At 44.9% G+C, this 18,884-nt stretch carries 14 protein-coding genes and 1 other annotated feature; of the genes, 2 read left to right on the top strand and 12 right to left on the bottom strand.

The window, feature by feature from the left end:
* Positions 1-45 precede the first annotated feature (45 nt).
* The 5 genes from C161_RS13760 to C161_RS13740 all read right to left on the bottom strand — a co-directional run bounded on the left by C161_RS13760 (position 46) and on the right by C161_RS13740 (position 8,347).
* A complete protein-coding gene (locus C161_RS13760) occupies positions 46-2,673 on the bottom strand; it encodes a PAS domain S-box protein (protein WP_036670743.1) in 2,628 nt (875 codons plus the stop codon).
* 268 nt (positions 2,674-2,941) lie between these two features.
* Positions 2,942-5,323 carry a polyprenyl synthetase family protein gene (locus tag C161_RS13755; RefSeq protein ID WP_036670742.1) on the bottom strand — a complete coding sequence of 794 codons (2,382 nt, stop codon included), beginning with the start codon at positions 5,321-5,323 and terminating at the stop codon, positions 2,942-2,944.
* 187 nt (positions 5,324-5,510) lie between these two features.
* Positions 5,511-6,308 carry a sulfite exporter TauE/SafE family protein gene (locus tag C161_RS13750; protein ID WP_036670741.1) on the bottom strand — a complete coding sequence of 266 codons (798 nt, stop codon included), beginning with the start codon at positions 6,306-6,308 and terminating at the stop codon, positions 5,511-5,513.
* A gap of 488 nt (positions 6,309-6,796) precedes the next feature.
* Positions 6,797-7,552, bottom strand: coding sequence for an SDR family NAD(P)-dependent oxidoreductase (locus C161_RS13745; protein WP_036670740.1), 756 nt, complete (start codon positions 7,550-7,552; stop codon positions 6,797-6,799).
* 324 nt (positions 7,553-7,876) lie between these two features.
* Positions 7,877-8,347, bottom strand: coding sequence for a DUF6376 family protein (locus tag C161_RS13740; RefSeq protein ID WP_156946112.1), 471 nt, complete (start codon positions 8,345-8,347; stop codon positions 7,877-7,879).
* Between the two features lie 141 nt (positions 8,348-8,488).
* Between C161_RS13740 and C161_RS13735 the strand changes: the two genes are divergently transcribed.
* The gene (locus C161_RS13735) at positions 8,489-9,457 is read left to right on the top strand and encodes a bile acid:sodium symporter family protein (RefSeq protein ID WP_036670738.1); all 969 of its coding nucleotides are present in this window, start codon (positions 8,489-8,491) and stop codon (positions 9,455-9,457) included.
* Between the two features lie 120 nt (positions 9,458-9,577).
* Here C161_RS13735 and C161_RS13730 read toward each other — a convergent pair whose 3' ends face one another.
* Entirely contained in the window at positions 9,578-10,429 is an 852-nt protein-coding gene (locus C161_RS13730; protein WP_017688714.1) for an aldo/keto reductase, read from the bottom strand.
* Positions 10,430-10,601: 172 nt separating this feature from the next.
* On the opposite strand from C161_RS13730, the gene C161_RS13725 reads away from it, so the two are divergent.
* Positions 10,602-11,099: a MerR family transcriptional regulator gene (locus C161_RS13725; RefSeq protein ID WP_036670737.1), complete on the top strand. Its 498-nt coding sequence runs from the start codon at positions 10,602-10,604 to the stop codon at positions 11,097-11,099.
* A 278-nt stretch (positions 11,100-11,377) separates the two neighbouring features.
* Here the strand turns inward: C161_RS13725 and asd are convergent, their stop codons facing one another.
* From asd to C161_RS13695, 6 genes are all read right to left on the bottom strand, one after another.
* Positions 11,378-12,463 carry an aspartate-semialdehyde dehydrogenase gene (gene asd / locus C161_RS13720; protein ID WP_017688716.1) on the bottom strand — a complete coding sequence of 362 codons (1,086 nt, stop codon included), beginning with the start codon at positions 12,461-12,463 and terminating at the stop codon, positions 11,378-11,380.
* 172 nt (positions 12,464-12,635) lie between these two features.
* Positions 12,636-12,913: a binding site (T-box leader), on the bottom strand.
* Positions 12,914-13,103: 190 nt separating this feature from the next.
* Positions 13,104-13,949, bottom strand: coding sequence for a class I SAM-dependent methyltransferase (locus tag C161_RS13715; RefSeq protein WP_036670735.1), 846 nt, complete (start codon positions 13,947-13,949; stop codon positions 13,104-13,106).
* 149 nt (positions 13,950-14,098) lie between these two features.
* The gene (gene galU / locus C161_RS13710; RefSeq protein ID WP_036670734.1) at positions 14,099-14,971 is read right to left on the bottom strand and encodes a UTP--glucose-1-phosphate uridylyltransferase GalU; all 873 of its coding nucleotides are present in this window, start codon (positions 14,969-14,971) and stop codon (positions 14,099-14,101) included.
* A 57-nt stretch (positions 14,972-15,028) separates the two neighbouring features.
* Positions 15,029-15,421 (bottom strand): GtrA family protein, encoded by a 393-nt coding sequence (locus C161_RS13705; protein WP_036670733.1) that lies wholly within the window; start codon positions 15,419-15,421, stop codon positions 15,029-15,031.
* Positions 15,414-16,400 (bottom strand): glycosyltransferase family 2 protein, encoded by a 987-nt coding sequence (locus tag C161_RS13700; protein ID WP_036670731.1) that lies wholly within the window; start codon positions 16,398-16,400, stop codon positions 15,414-15,416. The genes C161_RS13705 and C161_RS13700 overlap by 8 nt, the downstream gene beginning before the upstream one ends.
* A gap of 241 nt (positions 16,401-16,641) precedes the next feature.
* Complete coding sequence (locus C161_RS13695; protein WP_084650164.1) at positions 16,642-18,834, bottom strand: ArnT family glycosyltransferase; 2,193 nt, start codon at positions 18,832-18,834, stop codon at positions 16,642-16,644.
* Positions 18,835-18,884 lie beyond the last annotated feature (50 nt).

Here is an 18,884-nt window from a genome sequence, read left to right as displayed (position 1 = left end):
TAAGCTAGCAGCTTTTTTTTGCTCATGAATCCATTTTTGGGACGCTCAGAGATTATTTTTGATGTAATAGCTCTCCAATGCTTGCATAATGGACTCAATTTTGATCGGTTTGCTGACATACGCATCCATGCCTGCCTTCAAGCAGTTTTCCATGTCTCCTCTTACGGCATTTGCAGTTACCGCAATAATGAATGGGTAACTCTCGGGGTGCAAAGCATTTTTAATCGCTTTTGTCGCTTCGAATCCATTAAGCCTTGGCATATGCACATCCATGAAGACAATATCATATGAAGTGTGTTTGACCGCCTCGACTGCCTCAACACCGTCCGCCACATGATCCACGAAGTGCCCTTTTTTCTCAACGATCCTGCTAAGGACGAGTTGATTCACCTCATTGTCTTCTGCAATTAAAATCCGCAAGGCTGATGTTCTGCTCTTCTTCTGCTGTTGATCCAACCTGTTGCTCTCTTCACCGTTATTTAATTTAAATTGGGCGGTGAATATAAATATTGTACCCGGTTCATCCGATTCCTCGATCCAGATCTCACCCTGCATAAGCTCCACCAGTTTCTTGCTAATGGCAAGGCCAAGACCGGTACCTTGAGGTTTGCGGGTCATAAAATTCTCCAGTTGGTAGAAAGGTTCAAATAACTGTTGTTTCCTCTCAGCCGGAATGCCAATGCCCGAATCTTTTACCTGAAAATAAAGCTGCACGTTATTGTCGCACTGCTCCTTAACTCCCACTTTAACTTCTACGCCGCCTTCTGAAGTGAATTTGACCGCGTTGCCGATGATATTGGTAAGTACCTGTTTAAGACGATAAGCATCACCATACACCGGAGTTGGAATAACATCTTCTACGCACATACGAACATCCAGCTTCTTTTCACGAGCCAGTGGTTTTACAATTTGCACCGTCTCGGTCACGATCTCTACGAGATCAAAAGGATCTTCTACCAGATCGGTTTTCCCTGATTCGATTTTGGAAAAATCCAGAATATCATTAATGATGGCCAGCAAGGAATCTCCACTCTTCTGGATGATTTCGATATATTCCTTTTGTTCCCCGCTAAGTCCAGGAGTATCCAAAAGCAAATCCGTCATCCCAATTACACCGTTCATAGGTGTGCGGATTTCATGACTCATCATCGCCAAAAATTCACTTTTGGCCTTATTCATTCTCTCCGCTGTCTCTTTGGCTACCAGCAGTTTTTTCTGCTCCGTAATATCCTTCGCAATCAGGTAAAACCCGACATTGGATGTATTAATAATGATTGGAGCAAGCGTAGCCAAGACTTCTGTCTCAGATCCATCCGTGTGCCGAACAGCGTTGATCTCCTTTTCAGCCATCTCATAATCACTGCCCAGAATCAGACCCAGATTACTGGCTCCGATAAATCTGCTTATACTTGTACCGATCATTTCAGCCACGGGACAACCCGTCATTTTCACCGCTACTGGATTTGCATTCATAATATTACCATCCATGTTAAACGAGATAATGGCGTCATGATTGTATTTCTTAAGCGAAGTGTATCGCTCCACAGATTCCTGCAATTTAAATTCGATGCGTTTGCGTTCAGTGATATCCTGTAGTGTTCCGTTCAGCTGAACTGGCTGACCATGCTCATCAAGCGTAATTAATCCACGCAAGTGAAGATACTTCTCATTTCCATCAGAGCTGATGTGTTTGTATTCAAAATCGAGCGGTTCACCCTGTTTTACCCCTGCAATATGTTTTTGTAAAGAGGTTATATCTTCGGCATCCATAACATCAAAAACATCACTTATCCGATATGGTTTGCAGGTGTGTTCAAGTTCAAAAATCTCAAAGATCTGATCTGAAAATGTAATATGGTCTAAGACCATATCCCATTCCCAACTACCAATCAAGGCGATACGTTCAGCCTCTGCACTGATATCCTTTTGTTTTTTTCGCTCTGATATATCTCGTCCAATTGTAAAAATCTGCTGTTCATGCTCTGCATCACCAAAGACCTTGTATGTGGTTTCAAACCAAAGATAATGCCCGTCTTTATGGCGGACTCTAATATTCAACAGATTACCTTTAGTCAAATCCATCTGTGAGATCCGTTCCAGATCTTGTGGGTGAAAGGAAGCATTATTGTTTTGGCCAATGACTTCTTCCGGGGAATAACCTAATATTTGTTGGACTGACGGTGAGCAGAACCGACAAACTCCTTCTCCATCGGCAATATAGATGATCTCCTGAGCATGATCCGTAATAAGTTTGAACATTTCTTCACGATGGAGAAGTTTTTGTTCAGACAGTTTACGATTGGAAATATCAACAATATGGCAAACGGAATAAAGAGGTTCATCCGTAATTTCGCTTCGAACCAAGGAAACATGTATTGAACACCATAAGATGTCACCATTTTTATTAATGTAACGTTTTTCGTATTGATTTTCTTTTGATTTACCTTCAAATAGCTCATAACTACAGATTATATCTTGTGAGAAATCATCCGGATGTGTAATATCCTGATACGTGAGATCCATTAATTCATCACTTGTATAACCTAGCATACAACAAAAAGCAGGGTTCACTTTCATCCATTGCCCTGTTGGAGCAACGAGTGCAATCCCAATAGGCGCTTGGTTATATATCTGCTCGAACAATTCGTGATGATCGACCTTTTGAACCTGCATTGTAAGTTCTCCTTTTGGCATAGACTCCATATAAAGTTTGTCGAAATCTAAAGTTTTTACTGATATAAGATGTTCTATAAAAATTAGTCAGTTTTAAAACAACAGTACCTGCTTAATACCCAGAATTTCAACCGTTGAAACAAATCTTTTTAAGAGATTTGTGTCTTTAAACCAAACAAGGCCCGGAATCCATCCACATGGAATCCCGAACTTTGTCATTATATATCATTATGAGTCATATGCAACACGGAATCATTAGAAAAATGGGTTAGCGCTCGCGACCAATAAGATAATCCAATAAATGTCTCAAAAATGGAATAGGTTTCGGCATCTCGTTCAATGCATCTGTAGCAAGACAATAATGCTCCCACATCGCTTTCTTCGCGCCTTCATCACTCAGAATAGACACAAAGGTTGAATTGTTGTTCCGCTCATCCTGACCTGCAGGTTTCCCAAGAATGAGGTGATTTCCCTCGAAATCCAGCAAGTCGTCCTTGATCTGGAAGGCGATCCCCGCATGATAAGCGAACTTTTTCAGCGCAGCCATCTCCGGTTCCTTCACTTGGGCAAGTATCGCTGGCATGACCAGGGCAGCTTCGAAGGCAATGCCAGTTTTGTAAAAACAGATCATGTTCAACTGTTCCAGCGTCAATGCCTTGCCTTTGGAATTCAGATCCATGGCCTGCCCCATACACATATCCTCTGCTTTTTCAGCCGAATACTGGATGAGTCTGAGCACGGTCGCCGCATCAAAACGATCCAATGAGGATTGCTCTCCAATCGCCTTCTGGATAAGAAATAGACCGGTTAGCTCTGCTGTGGCACTATTGTGCACATGGTGCAGCGTTGAACGTCCACGTCTTGTCGAAGCATTATCCTGCGTAGGCAGATCATCAAAGATCAGGGAAGCAGTATGCATGTACTCCAATGATCTTAGCAGCGGAACGATGGATGATTCATGAAGACCATACTCGCGCACGCCCATAACCCAAGTTAATATCGGACGTAGCCTTTTTCCGTCTCCCTGCAAACTGTAATTGGCCGCATCGATCAGTGTTTCTTTCATCTCATGAAGGCCACCGGGCTTCGCAATCTGCAACTCCACATTAATCTGTTCGCGAACCGTTCGAATGGTCTGTTTGAACTCCTCTTTTTCCTGCTTGTCATTTTTCAATTGAAGCACAACCTGATCCCGTAACAATTTATCAAGGAAATCAACGTCATCTGCTTTTCGCACCATCTGTTGAACCAGTTGATTGAATTCAGGCTGCCCAGAGGCAAAGATCGTCATCACTTCATCATATTTTTGCTGCCCCAACCGTTCTTTACAACGCTTCAGACCGTTAATGGCACGATCCAGTATGACCTCACGGGTCTTGGCGTCCGAGTTATATACATCATGGATTAGATGAGAGATGACTGCCCAATACAATTCATATGGATTGATCAAGTCGGGACGCAAATCTCGATACTTCAAATAGTAAGTATATGGAGTTACTGCCCCTTCTTCCATATCGTCAAACATATCGGCAAAATCATCAGCCAACTGATTATATATCCCGTAATAGAACGTTCGCAGATCAAATCCTTCATCCACCGGTGCACTTAGAACAGACCGGACGATTAATCGGGAAGAAGAAGATTTGATAATAATCGGAATATACAATTCTTCATTGCTATAATTCGCATTGGCTAATTTCTTGTTGCGATCGATCTCCTGAGACTGAAAGAACACATAGGATTGCTCTAAAAACGTGCGCTGTTTCTCTGGATGCTGGTAGTTCTTGATGTACTCAAATGCTTCCCGAAGCTCGGAATGTACATATTCAATTACTTCAAGATTGCTGCCTTTCCAATCTCCCAGATCAGGTACGACCCCGGTAAGAAGTGCATCGCGTATCATCAGGGAATATTGTTCTTTTTCTTGAACAGTCAAAGCTTGAGAATCCAGCAGATCATCCACAAATGGATACGTCAAACCGTACGAATAACCAAGTCGGATCGCCGCATCAAATCTCCGGGCACGTTCTTCAGGTGGTGTCTGCTCATTCATCTCATCGTCCACATGAAGGACCACGCCAAGAATGATCTTGATGAGCTTCCGTTGCGCCTGCTCTGCATCCAGCTCCTTCGGGATGTTGGATGCTACATTCTTTAATTTGTTCATCACCCAGATGACAGCCGTTTCAATGTGCTCCTTCTGTCCCCACCGGTACAACGCAGCCAGACTGATATAATCAGGCTGTCCTTTTCGCCCAGTAGCTGAGCCCATAAAATATTTTTTGGTATTCTGGACAACGTTCTGAATTCGGGCCTGCGTGCCCGGAGAATCAAGGGCTTGCCCCAGATCTCGCATATAAATATAGGAGATACTCCGATCCAGGTAATCATCCAGCTTTCCTGTCGTATTCAGCCAGTGGATATATCTATGAACATCCCGAGGATCCGGTTTTCTTTTGCTAGGTGATAAAAGAGAAAGCCAGGCAAAACGATGAATATGTTTCTTTTGCCACACATGAATATCTTGGGTAAGTGCTGTTGTATACGTATTATCCATAAGTTGCTGCCTAAGAGAAGTAAAATACTGAGATGCTTTCTGCTCAGCTAGCCGATATCCTGCATCAGCCTGTTCTGTAAGTACGTTATTCATAGGGTGGATACCTCAAATTCTATTAATGTTAAACATGTATCCATGAAAGGAGATGAGGTGCTCCATGGACGAAAACTGAACTCATTTGATCGTCTATCCAACGCTTCAGCTCATGTTCATAACCTTTATACGGCGATCCAACCGTTTGGTTACGAAATCGTCATTGTTCATTCCCATATACGTGATTTTACAGAATGGATGACCAGACTTTAACCGCTGTGATGGCGATAAGTACGATTAATGCATATCGAAGTACCCTCACATTAATCATCGAACTAACCCGTGAACCAAGGGATGCCCCGAGCAGACTGCCGATCACCGTATAGATGATGGGTTCCATTGGAATATCTCCGCCCGTAATTTTCCCAATAACACCGCCAATGGCGGAGATAAATACAATCGCCAGTGAAGAAGCAATCGTTGTTCGTACGGGGATGTTGAGAATCGTCAGCATGATGGGAATAAGGATAAAGGCACCCCCCGCACCAACAATTCCTGATACAATACCTACTGCAAAAGCAGTGCCTGCTGCAATCCATCGGTTAAACACCAATGGAGCTGAGGTATCAAGCTTTCCCTTTCCGGGAATCAGCATAAGCACAATCGCCATGATCGCCAGAATGCCATAGATCAGATTAATAACCCTTCCGTCCAGATGACCGGATATGAACCCGCCGATCAGACTGCCAGCAAGAATGCTGGAGCCCATGTATAGCACCAAACCTCGGTGAACGATTGCCCCACCACTTCTACCCGTTTTTACTTTTCTGCGGAATGCAATCACACCAGCAAGTGAAGCGAAAAACACCTGAAACATACTAATCGACGATACCTGATGTGATGAGAACGGCTCCAATCCCATCCAGGATGGAACATATAACAGTAGCGGATAATTGATAATGGCCCCACCAATACCCAACAAACCGGAGAAGAATGAACCGACCAGACCCAGTATAAACATGATGACAAAAAGCAGAAGATCCATCGGTTATGCGCTTCCTTTCGTGCTATATAAATATCATTTCGACACCACTCAAAAGTGCTATACACAGCGAATATTATCCGTTATAATAAAAACCAAGTAAATTAATCCGAAATGAGTGATTAAGCATGTTTAACGTGTTGAAGACTCTTTTTGAAAATAAATGTCCACAGTGCAATGAAAAATTACAAGTTCATAACGATGCGTTATGTTCAACCAAAACTTGTTCTCAATGTCATTACAAAGAAGAGAGTTATGGCTCTCTCGGAGTTCGAATTGTATATGACACACCACAAAATGATAAAAAGATACAACCTTGCTAATTGTATCACGATCTCTGAAATTTCGGGATGATTCGACAAACTTATTTCCATCTCATATGCCATGATTACTTTATAATGAAAATACAAAAACGGTGCAAAACGAATAAATCGTTCTGCACCGTTTTTTTCTGTTTTTTGATATAAGTTGCCTTAATTATAAAAGGGAACTTATTTGGTTTTGAAGCTGAGGAATCCATCATCTACGGCTACGGTTGTCCCGTTCACTGCGCTTGCTGCATCACTGAACAGGAATGTAACCACACTGGCTACTTTCTCTGGTTGAATGAGTTCTCCACGCATATGTTGAGTAGCAAGCGCATCCTTCATGGCTTGGTCATCACCCAGAATCGGTGTTTCGATAAAACCAGGTGCTACACCAACTACACGAATTCCATGCTCAGCTAGTTCCAATGCACCGGATTTGGACATCATAACAACAGCAGCCTTGGCTGCGTTGTAGTTGAAGCTACCTACTGCAGCAACGCTTCCATAGATCGAAGCTGTATTTACAATGGTACCCTGTACGTTCAATTCAACCATTTTTTTCGCACCATAATACATACCATAATATACACTATGCTGATCTACATCAATGACTCTGTGATAGGATTCCGGGTCCATCTCCAGAAATGGCTTCACAAGTCCAATGCCTGCGTTATTGAAAATACCGCTTAACGTACCATATTGCTCTACGGTCCAGTCGATCAGGGCTTTGATCTCGTCCCCTTTGGATACATCCACTTTGTACGAGCCCGCTGTTCCGCCTGCTGCTTCAATCTCTGCCGCAAGCTTCTTCGCTCCGTCTTCATTATAGTCAGCGACAACAATAGTCGCACCTTGATCCGAAAGTTGAAGTGCTGTTTCTTTACCAATACCACTGGCTCCGCCTGTAATAATGATTACTTTTCCATTGTGTTGAGTCATAACTCAGCTCTCCTTTGGCAAAATAGTTTTAGGTGCAGTTCAATACTTATAGTAAGTAACTATATTTTATTAACTTATATACTTATCATACGCCTCTGTCCCAACCTTGTCAAACCATAGATCATCTTCACATAAATAAGAGATAAATGTCATATACATCTCCTATTTACATGATATAGTCTAGCTCCTGTGATATTAAATATGCATGAGTTTTGGGAAAATAAAAAAGCGAGCATAACGGTAATTCAATCATTCCGATATCTCGCCCTTCTCAAGTATTCGATTCCAAACTGGATTGTCTTAATGTGGTAAGATCAATTCAATTTATTCACCCTGAAGTCCGCTAAGCGGATCTTTCAAATTATTGATGTTGGTGATCAGTTCAGGAATGCCTGTCTTCTCCCAATTCTCTGCCGTAAAACCTTGCTCTGCAATTGTATTCTCGAAATTGTCCACAACTTCTGTTAATTGAGTATTGTAACTAACCAGATTCTCATGAATGCTCTCTCCTATTGCAGGAGCAGTCAACTGAGAAAATTCGCTTGCCTCTGCTTGGATCAGATCGATTTTCTCCTGAATCTGCGTTGTAACCTCCGGATTATTCACCGCACCCGATGCAAGCTCTTGCAGATCAGCTCCGGCGTTTGATACCTGTTCTATATAATCAGTAGCCCCACTCACATAATTTAAACTTTGATTAGCTTGTTCCACGACAGAACAGGCCGAAATCAGCAGAATACTTGATGCAATAAGGCCTGTCATCATTAATGTGTGCTTTCTTTTTCTTATGAACATGATCATCTCCCCTTCTCCTAATCGGAATCCTTGTTCCAAGTCCATGATACCTGTTCAGACTGCTTCATTGCAAATGGGTCTGCAGCCAACGTTATTAAGATGTATAATAGTAAAATCACACGGTAAAGGGATGTCATGATTATGCTTCAGGCCTTGAACCAACGCTTGAACCGCATCATGCCACTGATTACCCCAATCAGCATTATTATTGGCGTGTTATGCGGGAGTTTTCTTTCTTCTTATACCTTTTTATCTCCTTGGCTTTTTGCGTTCATGACGTTCGCTGGAAGTATCAGTCTTGGGATACGGGATTTTGTGAACGTGCTGAAGAAGCCGTTCCCCCTGTTTGTATGTCTGTTTATTTTGCATTTGGCGATGCCTCTAATTGCTCTCGGTATGGGTCATCTGGTTTTCCCTACAGATGCGTACACCATAACGGGCCTTGTTCTGGCAGCCGTGATTCCGACAGGAATAAGCAGCTTCATCTGGGTCAGTATCTATCGGGGCAATATCGCACTTACGCTATCCATCATCCTGATTGATACCATGCTTGCTCCTTTTGTAGTCCCCGGGGTGTTATCCCTGTTAATCGGAACCAGTGTCACACTGGACACAGCAGCCATGATGAGCAGTCTGTTCTGGATGATTGTTGTACCATCCCTGCTCGGTATGTTGCTGAATGAGTGGACCAAAGGCGGTATTGTCCCGGTCTGGGGACCAAGGTTGAATCCGTTATCCAAATTGTTCATGGCATCTGTCGTTGCGATTAACGGATCTGTCGTTGCGCCCTACTTGGCTGATTTCAACTGGAAGTTGGCTGGTCTTGCGGTCATCATTATTTTCCTGGCATCATTCGGTTATGCGCTAAGTTACTTCATCGCCCGATTGCTAGGCTGGAACGAGGCCGATCAGGTCGCTCTGGTGTTCAATGGAGGTATGCGTAATATCAGCGCTGGCGCAGTACTGGCTGTTTCTTATTTTCCGCCGCCTGTTGCTGTCCCGGTTGTTCTAGGCATGGTATTCCAGCAGATGCTTGCTTCCCTGACAGGTTATCTGCTCGGTCGTCGATCGCAGCTTCTGCAAAAGTCGGATAAGACATCCGCTGCCTAACAAAATATTGGATGATTAAAAAACGCCGACATGATTGTCGGCGTTTTGCATTGGATTACTTTTATTACTACAAGTGCTACGATAATGCTACGTTTCGTAAACCTAGCAATCAGTTCTTGGCTACAAATCCACTTTCATATTGCCCAGCATCTTGGCAACTTCAGGATTATCAATCTTCATGAATAGACTTTCCTTGGTATCCAGTGTGGAAATGGTTGCAATCTCTTCCGGGCTTAGTACAAAGTCGAAAATATCGAAGTTCTCGATAAGCCGCTCTTTGCGTACTGATTTTGGAATAACAACAACATCCCGCTGCACAAGCCAGCGCAGTACAACCTGGGCGACGGATTTGTTATGTTTCTCGGCAATGGAAACCAAGACTTCGTTGCTGAATAAATTGTTGCGACCTTCGGCGAACGGGGACCATGACTGGTGCTGTATCCCCTGTTCTTTCATGAAAACAGCGCTGTCGACCTGCTGTTGAAACGGATGCGTTTCGATCTGATTAATGACAGGCACAACTTCGTTGTGGACGATGAGGTCCATCAGGCGGTCAGGTAGGAAGTTACTGACACCGATAGCCCTGATCTTGCCCTCACGGTATAATTCTTCCATCGCACGCCATGCGCCGTAGTAATCACCAAACGGCATGTGAATAAGGTACATATCCAGATAATCGAGTTGCAGCTTACTTAACGATTTGGCAAACGCCCGCTTGGCACTTTCGTATCCTGCATCCTGAATCCAAAGCTTTGTCGTGATGAAAAGTTCTTCCCGCGCTATGCCACTGCGTTTAATTGCACGTCCAACCGCTTCTTCGTTTAGGTAACCGGCAGCGGTATCAATTAGGCGGTAACCGGCCTTCAGCGCCTCATATACAGTGTTCTCACATTCATCAGCATCGGGAACCTGGTAGACACCAAAGCCAATAATCGGCATTTTCACTCCATTGTTCAAGGTTACAGTTTGCATATTCAATTCCTCCTATGGTCCAATTGTGAATCGCAAGTGGTCACGTATTCCTGAAATTCAGCAACAAAGCGAGGATTCCACTTCCGGCCGACTTGCGTTACAATAACCCTAGCTCCTTCGTCTTACACGAAGTCAAGCGGTCTCCAATATTTTTTTAGAAGGAGGAGTACATATGTATACTGTCCAGGATGCTGCCCAGCTTACGGGACTCACAGAGCACGCTGTTCGCTTTTACACGGATAAAGGCTTGGTTCCGAGCATTCAACGCAATAAAAATAATATTCGGGTGTTTGATGAAGAATCCATCAATTGGCTAAATGGCGTCAAATGCCTCAAGCAGACAGGTTTACCGATTGAAAATATTAAAACATACGTCGATCTCTGCCTCGAAGGTGATTCAACCGTTTCGCAGCGATTCGCACTTATGATGGAGTATAAGGAAGCGGCGCTGATTCAGCTTGAAGAGGCCAAGAGCCGCGTAGCCCATTTGGAAGAGAAAGCACGTCAATATCAGGCCATTTTGGAGCAGCGCATCCCGGATATGACCAACCCGGTCAATTGGGAAACCAAGCGTGACGAAGAAGGGAGTTGTCCTGCATCCCGTTTAAAAAGTCGCAGTCTTCCTGAAGCCGAGGTTTCGGCTCAGTGCCCAGCAGCTGCTATGAAGTAGCAAACTAGCATAGTATCTTAAACTTCACATGATATAGCTCACGTATGTTCTAAACATATAGGCTATTTCTTACATTATGTATATCTAAATGAGCCTGAGTAAAAAACGCCGACAACATTGTCGGCGTTTTTCGCCACTATAACCCTCTACTGGAATCTCTTTAATCTATTCCTGCCCATTTTCTGGTCCCTGTTCACAATACAAAAAAACCATCAACAAGTGATGGTTTTTCATGAAATATCCTGTTCAGAAATCTGTTGCTCATGATGCCTTTATGGTTATTTCGGTTGAATATATCCTTCAGCTTTAAGCAGTTCTGCGATCAGAACCGCGCCACCTGCCGCTCCGCGGAGCGTGTTGTGGGACAATCCAACGAATTTGTAATCATAGAGTGAATCTTCGCGCAGTCGGCCTGTGGAGACACCCATTCCGCGTTCGATGTCACGATCAAGTTTAGTCTGTGGTCTGTTTTCTTCTTCAAAATACGTAATGAATTGTTTCGGTGCGCTTGGCAGAGCCAGCTCTTGTGGACGGCCTTTGAACTGCAACCAACGCTCCAGAATTTCGTCTTTGCTTGGTTTTTTCTCGAAGTTTACAAACACGGTCGCCAGATGTCCATCCGTTACCGGTACACGAATACATTGGGTTGTAATTAATGGAGCCGATGCTTTGACGATCTCATTATTTTCGATGCTACCCCAGATTCGTAGTGGTTCCTGCTCACTCTTCTCTTCTTCGCCACCGATGTATGGAATGACATTATCAAGCATATCAGGCCAGTCCGTAAAGTTTTTACCTGCTCCGGAGATTGCTTGATACGTGGAAGCCACGACCTGAGTCGGGTTGAACTCACGCAAGGCGTGCAGTGCAGGCACATAGCTCTGAATCGAGCAGTTTGGCTTTACAGCAATGAATCCGGTTTTTGTGCCCAGACGTTTGCGTTGAGCTTCAATCACGTCCAGATGTCCCGGGTTAATCTCAGGGATTACCATTGGAACATCTGCTGTCCAGCGGTGAGCCGAGTTGTTGGACACGACAGGTGTGCCTGTTCTAGCATAAGCTTCTTCGAGTGCTTGAATTTCATTCTTTTTCATATCAACCGCGCAGAAAATAAAATCAACCTGGCTGGCAAAAGCCTCAACCTGGGAAGCATCCTGAACAACGATTTTCTTCACAGCTTCCGGAATAGGAACTGCGAGTTTCCATCTGCCTTGTACGGATTCTTCATATGTTTTACCTGCCGAATTGGCGCTTGCAGAAATAGCTGTTACTTCAAACCATGGATGTTGATCGAGCAGGTCCACAAAACGCTGACCCACCATTCCTGTTCCTCCGACGATACCAACTTTCAATTTTGCTGACATTCAATCATCATTTCCTTTCGGTTTAAGTGATTCTTCTCTTCAAATCAATTTCATAACTCACTAAAAACAACGTATTATGAAATTGACTTCCTAATTAACACTATTCAGGCAATTCCAAAGCGTGTAGTCACAGCCCGGAAAAACCAAAAAATCCCATCCCCAAGACAATAGTCTCAGGGACGAGATTGAACTCTCGTGGTACCACCCAGATTCGCCAATATGTCACCATATCCGCCTCTTCAAGTAAAGGTTTACAACCATGTTGAAAGCTGTAGACCGTTCATACTCTAGCTCTGTAACAGGAGCTCCTGTCACACCATCCCCTAAACATTAAGTTCCGATGTGCTGCTCTGAGTCTTTATTCAATAAAAAGTTCTTTACTCCTTTTCAGCTGCCGGAGCTCTCTTTGAAAGAATGATTTTTATCTACTCGTCTCTTCGTCGCATTTGATATTGCGATTATAATATCAAAATTACTGTGATGAAGTAAACACATTTTTTTAGATCATGGAATTTATATGTTTCCAGCGGAGCTGAACTATTCAATTATCGCAAGAAAAACTTCAGCTAAACGGTCTGTCTTCTGTGAAAAGTACGTCGATAGACATTTTTATTATAACATACTACAAATAGCTATTTCTTTACTGCTTTTTGGCAACCATCGCATACGTTCCCAGTGGGCTCCCAGGCCTTGTGGCATGATGTGTCCTAAGTAGTTTCAGTTCGGAAAGAAGAAGTGTCTTTACTTTGTCCGGGATCGGAAGCAGTTTCAGTTCCACAGGCGCTTCTGCCAGTGTCATTTCGGTTTCCCAACGACCGTCCTGCAGCTCGGGAGAATGGATCGAATTCTCTTCCTTAATCGTCCAGCCTGCCGCAGAGACAAGCTCTTGGATGTCCTCCGGTGTAAAGAGCGTGCGCACATTGGAGAAGCTGTTCTCCTTGTAACATTCGACCTGGGACTGAATCAGAACGGATAACCAATGTGAGAGCTGGCTCACATCTGTAACTCGGGCATCCCATTCTGCAAAACATAACTGATGTCCCCACGTCCTAACCTTGCTAAGAATCTCAGCGAGTTCGGCAAACGATTTCAAGTACCAAGAACAATGGGAAAGTACGATAACATCAAACTCATTCTCGGCGAATTGAGCCTGATCACTTAGAATGTCGAAATCATAATCCATTCGAATTCGATCACCCAGTGGAGATCTCCGCAGCTTGGCTGCCGCTTCGCCTACGGTCAGCGGTGCACCATAATCCTCTGGTGCAATATCTACACCATGAACGTACCCGTGCTCCCCCACCAGATGTGCAAGCACGGCCGTTGTATCTCCCTGACCACAACCGATTTCCAGAACCCGGCTGCCTTCCGGTATTCCCCAAAAGAGTCCCAGTTTCATCCGATGCTCGGTCTGAATGTACTGAATGGCGGCGTTGTCCTCCACGTCCATATACTTAATAAGGTCCCTGATGATAGATTCATTCATGATTCCTCACTCCTCAAAGAGCAACTTGAACTTCTTGCTAATTGTAGCTTTACTGGAATAATTGTACAACACTAGAGCCTATGACAGAACCACGGTACGGAGGAGAACCCGTCCTACAGCAGATCTAAACCTCTGCTGCATATCAATTCCTATGCCCACTGAGTTGCAAGCTTCTGAAGATAGGGTGTCAGCATGGGCTGTAATTCCTTGCGCATCAGTCCGATCTCCAAGATCGCCTGAATATATCCGAATTGATCGCCTATATCGTAGCGACGCCCCTCCAGTTCAAGGGCCAACAGTTCCTCCACCTGACTTACTTCTTTCAAAGCATCCGTTAACTGATATTCCCCTCCAGCACCTCTCTCGATCTGATCCAGAATAGGAAAGATGGAAGGTTTCAGAATGTATCGTCCCATTACGGCTGTTCGGGATGGCGCTTCTGCAAGAGAAGGTTTTTCGACCAGATTGGTGACCCGGTGAACCCGGTCCTCTGCACCATTCGAATCAATGATGCCATATTTGCTCACATTTGCCGCGTCTACCTGACGAACACCAATGATCTGGTTGCCTGTCTTTTCGTAGAGATGAACCATCTGTGCAAGTGCAGGCGGATCAGACACCATTATGTCATCTCCCAGCAGTACAGCGAAGGCATCATCCCCTACAAATTGCCGTGCACACCCAATGGCATGCCCCAGACCCAGTGGTTCCTTTTGACGAATAAAATGAATATTTGCCATCTCGCTGATGGCCTGCACCTCTTCCAGTAAAGACTGTTTGCCCTTGGCATATAAAGAGTGTTCAAGTTCAACCGATTTATCAAAATGGTCCTCTATGGATTTTTTGTTGCGTCCAGTCACAATGAGGATATTCTCAATTCCTGATTGCACTGCTTCTTCAACAATGTATTGGATAGCCGGTTTGTCTACAATCGGTAACATCTCTTTAGGCTGTGCTTTGGTCGCTGGCAGGAAACGGGTTCCGAGACCCGCTGCCGGAATAACTGCTTTTTTAATTCGCATATCATAATAGACTCCTTTCATTTGCTTCTTATAACCAATATTGCACGCTGTGGGCAGCTAAGTAGCGATACGAAACACCCAATATCTGCTGGCCATATAGTTCAGAACCATCCCCATCAAGGTCGCCAGGATTTTACTCATCACGAGACTCCAACCCAGCATATCTTGCAAAGTCATCAGTATGAGAGCGGATAACGCGAGAACGATAAGATTAGTGATTAGAAAACGAATAAGTTTCGCTCTATCGCCACCTCCTCGTGCCGTATCTCGAAAAGTCCACCTGCCGTTCAGCCAATAACTGTTCGCAACACCGCAGCTGTACGAGATTACTTGAGCCATCAGAACCGGTACACCGACCACCGCAAGTAAAGCAAACACCACCGCATCCACTGTCGTATTTGCAACACCCACAATACCGAACTTGAAGAGTGTCACCAGACGCTTAGTCATGATGAGCAACTCGGACTGTCAATTGGGATTTTGCTTGCTGGCCCTCGGCCTGCACCACATCTCTCACAATGTATAGCGGACGCGCCTTGGTCTCATCATAGATGCGGCCCACGTACTCGCCCAGAATGCCCAGCATGATCAGGATGAATCCGTTAAAGATCAGCATGATACTCACAATGGATGGCCATCCCTTAATCGTTGAATCCGTAAAGATGGCCGAAATAATAACCGTTAACATATAGATGAATCCACCAACCGACAGGATCGCACCTACATAACCTGCGAGCTTGAGCGGTTTATACGAAAATGAAGTAATGCCGTCCAGGCTTAGTTTCAACATGCGTTTCAGCGGATATTTTGTTTCACCTGCCAGACGTTCATCACGTTCATATTCAATCGCAGTCTGACGAAATCCGACCCAACTGACCAACCCCCGCACAAATCGGTTTTTCTCCGGAAGACGTTTCATCTCATCACATACTTTGCGGTCAATCAGGCGAAAATCTCCGGTGTCTACCGGGATATCCGTATCCGTTGAAGCACGAAGTACACGATAGAACAGACTCGCCGACCATTTCTTAAAGCGAGTTTCCCCACTTCGTCTGGTGCGACGGGCATATATGACTTCATAGCCCTCTTTCCATTTGGCGATCATATCCAGTATCAGTTCGGGAGGGTCCTGCAGATCCGCATCAATAATAACCACCGCATCCCCCACTGCATAATCCATACCAGCTGTTATCGCAATTTGATGTCCGAAGTTACGGGCAAAATCTATCAGCTTCACACTCTCGTCCCAACGGGCGTAATCACGGATCATCTGTGCACTTCGATCCACGCTGCCATCATTAACAAACAACAGTTCATAACTCTCTCCTGTGCTGCCCATGACCTTCTTCAGACGCCGATAAGTCTCCTCGATCACCGCTTCTTCGTTATACATGGGAATAATAATGCTGTATCGGTACGCGTGAGCCATGTTTGTCCCCTCCCTTTTCCAATGGACTTCGTTCGAGATTTTTATTCTATACAAATTGAACTAAAGAATATTTACACTGTACACTTCGATGACAGACCAACCTTCCAATCGCTGTTATCCCCAGATTTTTTTGATTCCCTTTTCCTAAGGGAAAATCCGGAGATAAAGGCGAACGCTTCGCTTTTTCAGGTTTTTTCTGTCCTCTCCGTTATCGTGTAAATGATAAGTTCAATTTATATAGCTACAATTTCACTTCGTACAAGGTGGTCTGTCCGCCAAATCCGAACCCGAATCCAAATCCAAGTCCAGCTTCATTCTCCGTGTCACCGTTATCCATGGATCCGCTGTCGGTACCTGTCTTCCATTCTGACGTTGGAATCTCGGTTCCGTGTTCCTTGATCCAATCGCTAATATCCGAGTTCCCTCCACGTCCACCCATGCCACCAACCATGAAGTATTTCACTTGCCCGCTCTTGACAAGTTGCTCAAGTTCCTCTGTTGTGTACACCGGGTCTGAGCCGGAGAAACCTCCAAGTGTAATGACCCCTGCTCTTTCATCGATGATATAAGGTGCTGCCTGATTATAGTCCGTAGTGGCGAAGAGATACGTTTCGCCTGTATTGTGCTCTTTCAGATAATTCAGTGTAGCTGTATCCACTTCTTCGTTACGATTACCCATTCCGCCACGGCCACCAATTGCAGGCATTTCTGTGTCTCCTGCACCCTTACCCATCGGCATGCTCATTCCTGCTCCACCAAACATACCATTGGAGCCAGTAGGTCCTGCTGCCGGAATCATGCTGTTGCCACCATAAGTAATTGGGGTGAATGCCCAGTAGATTGGACCGATCAGCATCGCCATGAATCCTGCGATAATAAAGCCCTGTTTCCATCGATGTGTGCGATGAAGCATACCGACAAGGATGACCGTGACCAGAATGCCTGCGATCAATTCACTAATGGACCAGCCTGCACCAATCGTATCGTTATACGCCTGCATGATATACCAGCCAAACAGGGTCGTCAGCAGCACGGACACCGGAAGCAACCATGCCTGCCAGCCATTGCGATCACGATATGATTTCCACATCGCTACAAATCCTGCGCCAGTCAGCGCCGCAATTGGAGGTGCAAGCATAATCAGATAATACTGATGGAAGAAACCTGCTACACTGAAAAAGGCAGCAACGGGAAGCAGCCAGGTCAGCCAGAACAAGGCTTCCTTGTGCTTGTTGGTTATATTTCTCCGTCTTAATCCTGCAAATATGGCAATGCATCCAAGCAGCACAACTGGCAGAAGCCAGCTAGCTTGGCCTGACAGTTCAGTCTGGAACAGACGCAGAGGACCTTTCTCCCCCGTACCAAACATTCCGCCCATGCCTCCGCCGAAATCTCTTCCGTTTGGCATTTCCATATCATTTGGCATCTGCCTGTTCGGGAAATTGCCATTCGAACCATTCATGCCACCCATGGCGTTCAAGCCGTTCGAACCATTCATATTATCGTTATCCGGTGCATTGACATCTTGCCCAGCGCCAGGAACACCACTGTCTGTCTGATTAGGACCTGAAGACAAGTCTCCTCGATTGCCACGATTATTTCCCTGTCCCATACCATTTGGCATACCTGCGTTACCTGCAGTATTCTGCTGACCCGTTAGGCGAGCCAGTCCATTGTATCCAAAGGCGAGTTCCATGACTGAGTTTGTCTCACTGCTGCCGATATAAGGCCGCTCGTCTTCGGGGATAGAATCCACTGTGACCGCCCAGGATAAAGAAACGACCGCCAGAACCGCCGTGCTGCCGATCAGCAGGATGATCTTCCTTCTCCATTTCGCCTGAAATGCGAGCAGATAGAACAAGTAAAAAGCCGGGAGAATCATGTAGGCTTGAAGCATTTTCATATTAAAGGCTACGCCTATTAACCCAAAAGCAACCAGAATGCGCCAAGTACTGCCTTGTTTGCTACCTTTGAACAAAAACCATGAACCCAGCAGTAGTGTAAACACCAACATGCTGTCAATATTGTTGGTCCGGCTGACTGCCGCCACGACAGGCACAGTCGCCAGCACAAGTGCCGAGATTCGTGCTGCTGCAAGACCATATGTAGGTTTCACCATGAAATAGATCAGGAGCACCGAACCGATTCCCGCTAATACCTGCGGCAAAATAACGCTCCATCCGTGCAATCCGAAGACATAGGCAAAGGCCGTCTGGATCCAGAAGACAACAGGTGGTTTATCTACAGTGACCGAGCCTGCCGAGTCGAGTGAAGCATAGAAAAAGTTATGGAAGTTGCTGAGCATACTCCCAACGGCAGTCGTATAATAGGAATTGGCATATTGATCGTTCCAGATGCCGTACCCATTCAGAAATGCCGCCAGTAATACAATCGGCAGAAGGACAAGATCCATCCTTCTTTTGATGTTATTCAATGTTAATCACTCCTTCAAAGTTCTTCATGTCTAGTATTGTGACATGCCAA

Origin of the sequence: Paenibacillus sp. FSL R5-192 (assembly GCF_000517845.1) — a bacterium.
Taxonomy (GTDB): Bacteria; Bacillota; Bacilli; order Paenibacillales; family Paenibacillaceae; genus Paenibacillus; species Paenibacillus amylolyticus.
This window is presented reverse-complemented; position numbering and strand designations above follow the sequence as displayed.

Bases quoted from the DNA above. Each gene is read 5' to 3' on its own strand.
- C161_RS13760 (WP_036670743.1), bottom strand. From the start codon at position 2,673: ATGCAGGTTCAAAAGGTCGATCATCACGAATTGTTCGAGCAGATATAT.
- C161_RS13755 (WP_036670742.1), bottom strand. From the start codon at position 5,323: ATGAATAACGTACTTACAGAACAGGCTGATGCAGGATATCGGCTAGCT.
- C161_RS13750 (WP_036670741.1), bottom strand. From the start codon at position 6,308: ATGGATCTTCTGCTTTTTGTCATCATGTTTATACTGGGTCTGGTCGGT.
- C161_RS13745 (WP_036670740.1), bottom strand. From the start codon at position 7,552: ATGACTCAACACAATGGAAAAGTAATCATTATTACAGGCGGAGCCAGT.
- C161_RS13740 (WP_156946112.1), bottom strand. From the start codon at position 8,347: ATGTTCATAAGAAAAAGAAAGCACACATTAATGATGACAGGCCTTATT.
- C161_RS13735 (WP_036670738.1), top strand. From the start codon at position 8,489: ATGCTTCAGGCCTTGAACCAACGCTTGAACCGCATCATGCCACTGATT.
- C161_RS13730 (WP_017688714.1), bottom strand. From the start codon at position 10,429: ATGCAAACTGTAACCTTGAACAATGGAGTGAAAATGCCGATTATTGGC.
- C161_RS13725 (WP_036670737.1), top strand. From the start codon at position 10,602: ATGTATACTGTCCAGGATGCTGCCCAGCTTACGGGACTCACAGAGCAC.
- asd (WP_017688716.1), bottom strand. From the start codon at position 12,463: ATGTCAGCAAAATTGAAAGTTGGTATCGTCGGAGGAACAGGAATGGTG.
- C161_RS13715 (WP_036670735.1), bottom strand. From the start codon at position 13,949: ATGAATGAATCTATCATCAGGGACCTTATTAAGTATATGGACGTGGAG.
- galU (WP_036670734.1), bottom strand. From the start codon at position 14,971: ATGCGAATTAAAAAAGCAGTTATTCCGGCAGCGGGTCTCGGAACCCGT.
- C161_RS13705 (WP_036670733.1), bottom strand. From the start codon at position 15,421: ATGACTAAGCGTCTGGTGACACTCTTCAAGTTCGGTATTGTGGGTGTT.
- C161_RS13700 (WP_036670731.1), bottom strand. From the start codon at position 16,400: ATGGCTCACGCGTACCGATACAGCATTATTATTCCCATGTATAACGAA.